5 protein-coding genes are annotated in these 3,612 nt (G+C 74.8%); all 5 read right to left on the reverse strand.

Annotation, left to right across the window (positions count from 1 at the left end):
• A partial coding sequence (locus tag PKY62_RS12670; protein ID WP_324537504.1) for a sirohydrochlorin chelatase occupies positions 1-650 on the reverse strand: 650 nt, incomplete at its 3' end.
• Complete coding sequence (locus PKY62_RS12675; RefSeq protein ID WP_324537506.1) at positions 647-1,783, reverse strand: uroporphyrinogen-III synthase; 1,137 nt, start codon at positions 1,781-1,783, stop codon at positions 647-649. The genes PKY62_RS12670 and PKY62_RS12675, both read right to left, overlap by 4 nt.
• Positions 1,776-3,008: a uroporphyrinogen-III C-methyltransferase gene (cobA, locus tag PKY62_RS12680; RefSeq protein WP_324537508.1), complete on the reverse strand. Its 1,233-nt coding sequence runs from the start codon at positions 3,006-3,008 to the stop codon at positions 1,776-1,778. The genes PKY62_RS12675 and cobA overlap by 8 nt, the downstream gene beginning before the upstream one ends.
• A complete protein-coding gene (nirD, locus tag PKY62_RS12685; protein ID WP_324537510.1) occupies positions 3,009-3,383 on the reverse strand; it encodes a nitrite reductase small subunit NirD in 375 nt (124 codons plus the stop codon).
• A partial coding sequence (locus tag PKY62_RS12690) for a hypothetical protein (protein ID WP_324537512.1) occupies positions 3,380-3,612 on the reverse strand: 233 nt, incomplete at its 5' end. The genes PKY62_RS12690 and nirD, both read right to left, overlap by 4 nt.

Consider the following 3,612-nt stretch of genomic DNA (forward strand, 5'->3'; position numbering starts at 1 on the left):
ACGACGATGTCCACGAGCCGGTCGTCGGGGGCGAGCGGGCCGGTGACGACGTCGGCGCCGGCCTCCTCGAGCCGCCGCTGGAAGAAGCCGGGCGCGAGCAGGTACGAGGCCAGGGCCACCGGACCGCGGCTCGACCCGCGAGCCAGGGCCACGGCATCCGCGGCGGAGGGCTGCGGGCCCGCTGCGAACCCGAGGGACACCGGGCCGCTCCATCGCCGGGCCAGTGCCTCGACGACGACGGCGCTGTCGGCCTGGGCGCGCGCGTCACTGGAACCGGCCGGCACGAGCACGACCGGCATCCCCGGGTTGGCCCCGGCCGCGCGCAGGCGGTCGAGCACGATGTCGACGAGTCGCTCGTCGGGCCCGAGCGCGGCCGTGGCGAGCACGTCGGGGCGAGCGGCAACGGCCTGTGCGATGTCGACGTGCACGTGGTAGCCACCAGCGAGCAGCAGCGGCACCACGACGCCACCCTCCCCCTCCGGCAGCCCGTCCACGACCTCGACGACGTCCGGGCCGTGCACGTCGACGTAGGCCTCGAGCACCCGCACGTCGGGAAGTCGCGCGGCCACCGCAGCGACGACCGCCGAGATCGTCGCGCGACCCGCGGGGTCTCGGGTGCCGTGCGCGCAGACGACGAGCGCCGCGCTCACGACGGCGGCGCCAGGGCCAGGGCGTACCCGCGCTTGACCACGGTGCGCACGACGTCCTTGGACCCGCAGGACTCGCGCAGCCGGGCCATGGCCGTCTCGACGGCGTGGCCGTCGCTGGACCCGCCGGGGAGCAGGGCCTGCAGCCGCTCGCGCGGGACGACCGCCCCCTCGGCGCGAGCGAGCTCGGCGAGGATGCTGGCCCCCGCGGGCGTCAGGGAGAGCGCCCGACCGTCGAGCACGGCCCCGCGGGCGCGCACGGCGAGCGGTCCGGCCACCGTCTCGAGCGTGGGCTGCAGCGCGTAGTGGGTCACGAGCTCACGCACCACCGCCCCGAGTCGCCAACGGCCCGGGACGAGCGGAACCATCCCGGCTGCCGACAGCGGGGCTGCCGTGATCGGCCCCACCGTGGCGAGCACGAGACGTCCGCTCACGTTGTGCGCGCGGATCGCGTCGAGCTGAGCGGCGGATGCCGTGTCGAGCCAGGCGTGCACGCCCGGCGCCGACGTGAAGACGACGGCGTCGTGCAGGCCGTCCGCCGTGCGCGCCACCGAGGCCGCGAGCACCTCGGGATCCGAGGCACCCCAGCTGTAGACGACGACGCTGTTCACCACGGCACCACCCGCCGCGAAGGCCTCGTCGAGACCGTCGGCACCGCTCCCGTGGTGCTGCACGGCGATCCGCAGCCCGTCCACCCCCTCGGCGAGCAGGAACTCCTCGATCTCGGCGGCGGTCTCCGACTGGGCCACCCAGTCGGCCGTCAGCCCGGCGGCCTCGATGGCGCCACGAGCCTTGGGACCCCGAGCGATGAGGCGGGCAGCCGCGAAGACGTCGAGCAGGTCCTCGGCCAGCCCAGCGGCATCCGCCGCCTCGATCCAGCCGCGAAAGCCGATCCCGGTGGTGGCGACGACGACGTCCGGCGGGTCGGCGATGATCACCCGCGTGTGCTCCACGAGGCTCTCGTCGTCGAGGTTGGGCACGACGACGAGCGCCGGGGCGTGCTCGACGCTCGCTCCGCGGCGTTCGAGGGCGTTGGCGAGCTCCTTGAACCGGCGGTCCGCGGTCACCGCGATGACGCAGCCGGCAAGGGCCGGCCCGGTGACCGGGACGTTCGTCGTGCGCACCGGCTCAGTCATCGTCGGACACCCCCGTCGTCGCGCACACGGGGTCGTCGAGGAACCCAGGTGCGGCGACCCGACCCATGACGATGATCGCCGGGGCCCTGACACCCGCCGTGCTCGCGACCTGCGCCGCGGTGCCGACGGTCGCACGGGTCACCCGCTCGGTGGCGGTCGACCCCTGCTCGATCATCGCGACCGGCAGGTCGGCAGCCACACCCTGCTCGAGCGCCGCGGCGCAGATGCCCGGCAGGGCGGAGACACCCATGAGGAAGACGACGGTGGCGCCGGCCGCGAGCGCGGCCAGCGCCGCGGCATCCGCCCCGACGTGCCCTGACGTGACGTGCACCGAGGTGGCGACGCCCCGCTGCGTGACCGGGATGCCGGCCAGCGCCGGCACGCTGAACGCGGAGGTGATGCCGGGCACCACGGAGACCTCCACGCCGGCCCGCCGACAGGCGTGCACCTCCTCGCCCCCGCGGCCGAAGACGTACGGGTCGCCGCCCTTGAAGCGCACGACGGTCAGGCCGCGGAGCGCTCGGTCGACGAGGATCGCGTTGATCTCGGCCTGCGGCACCGGGTGGTTGGTCGGGCTCTTGCCGACGTTGACGATCTCGACGTCGGCGGGCAGCCGGTCGAGCAGCGCCGTGGCGCCGAGCCGGTCGGTGACCACGACGTCGGCGGTGGCGAGCGCCTCGAGGCCGGCCACCGGCACCAGGCCCGGGTCACCGGGGCCGCTGCCGACGAGCACGACCCTCCCCCGCCGCTTGCGTCGGCGCCGCAGGTCGACCGCACCCGACTCCACGTGGGACGCCAGGGCGTCGCGCACGGTCGCGACCCGACGGGGGTCGGGGTCGCCAGCGGACACCACGCCGACGGTGAGGTCGCCGTGGGTGCTCGACGCCGCCACACGGGCCGTTCCAGCGCGGAAGCCGGAGGCGTTGACGCACCACGTCCGGCCCGCCAGGCACCACCGGGCGACCTCGGCGTTCAGGGCGGGGTCGGCCGTCGCGGCGACCACGAGCCAGGCCCCGTCGAGGTCCGAGGCCACCACGGCCCGCTCCACGACCTCGACGTCGCCGTGGCTGGCCATCCGCCGGGCGTCCTCGCTCGGGCTCGGGTCGACGAGCACGACGCGTGCACCGTCCTCGATCAGCCGGCGGGCGCGGCGCGTGCCGACGACACCGGCGCCGACGACGACGACGCGGCGTCCGGTGAGGTCCAGGCCGACGAGCGTCGTCACCTAGGAACCCAAGAGGTCGATGGTCACCCGACCATCGTCAACGCTCACGGTGTGTACCACCAAGTCCGGTCCATGACCTGGCAGCGGAGACTTGTCCACGGTGTCCAGGCACCGACCGTCCACCAGGGAGAAGACCTGCTTGTAGACGGGCGACGAGATCGTCGGTACGTCCCCGCGGGAGCCGGTGATGCCCCGGGAGATCACCGCGGCCCCGGAGAACGGGCACAGGTTCGACACGGCGAACACCCTGCCATCGGCGAGGCGGAAGACGGCGACCTGCTCGCCGCCGACGAGCGCGGCGACGCCGAGCTCGGGTGTGAGGTCGTCGTACGAGCAGATGTGCACACGGGTCAGGCGGTCTGCGACGGCAGTCATGAGCGAACCTCCAGGGTGGTCGGGGCGATGAGGACGGGTCCGGATGCCGTGCCGCCGGCGGCGCGCTCGGCGGCGGTCGCGGGGCGGCGCTGACCACGCTCGGTGACGTACGCGAGCGTGGGGTCTGCGGCCTCGGGGGCGTTGACGAAGGAGGAGAACTGGCGCAGCCGCACCGGGTCGCGCAGCACCGCGGCCCATTCGTCCTCGTAGTCGTCGACGTGGCGGGCCA

It is taken from the genome of Actinotalea sp. (assembly GCF_035443605.1).
In the GTDB taxonomy this organism is placed as follows: Bacteria; Actinomycetota; Actinomycetes; order Actinomycetales; family Cellulomonadaceae; genus Actinotalea.

Coding starts and splice junctions, on each gene's coding strand:
- PKY62_RS12675 (WP_324537506.1), bottom strand. CDS start 1,783: ATGACTGAGCCGGTGCGCACGACGAACGTCCCGGTCACCGGGCCGGCC.
- nirD (WP_324537510.1), bottom strand. CDS start 3,383: ATGACTGCCGTCGCAGACCGCCTGACCCGTGTGCACATCTGCTCGTAC.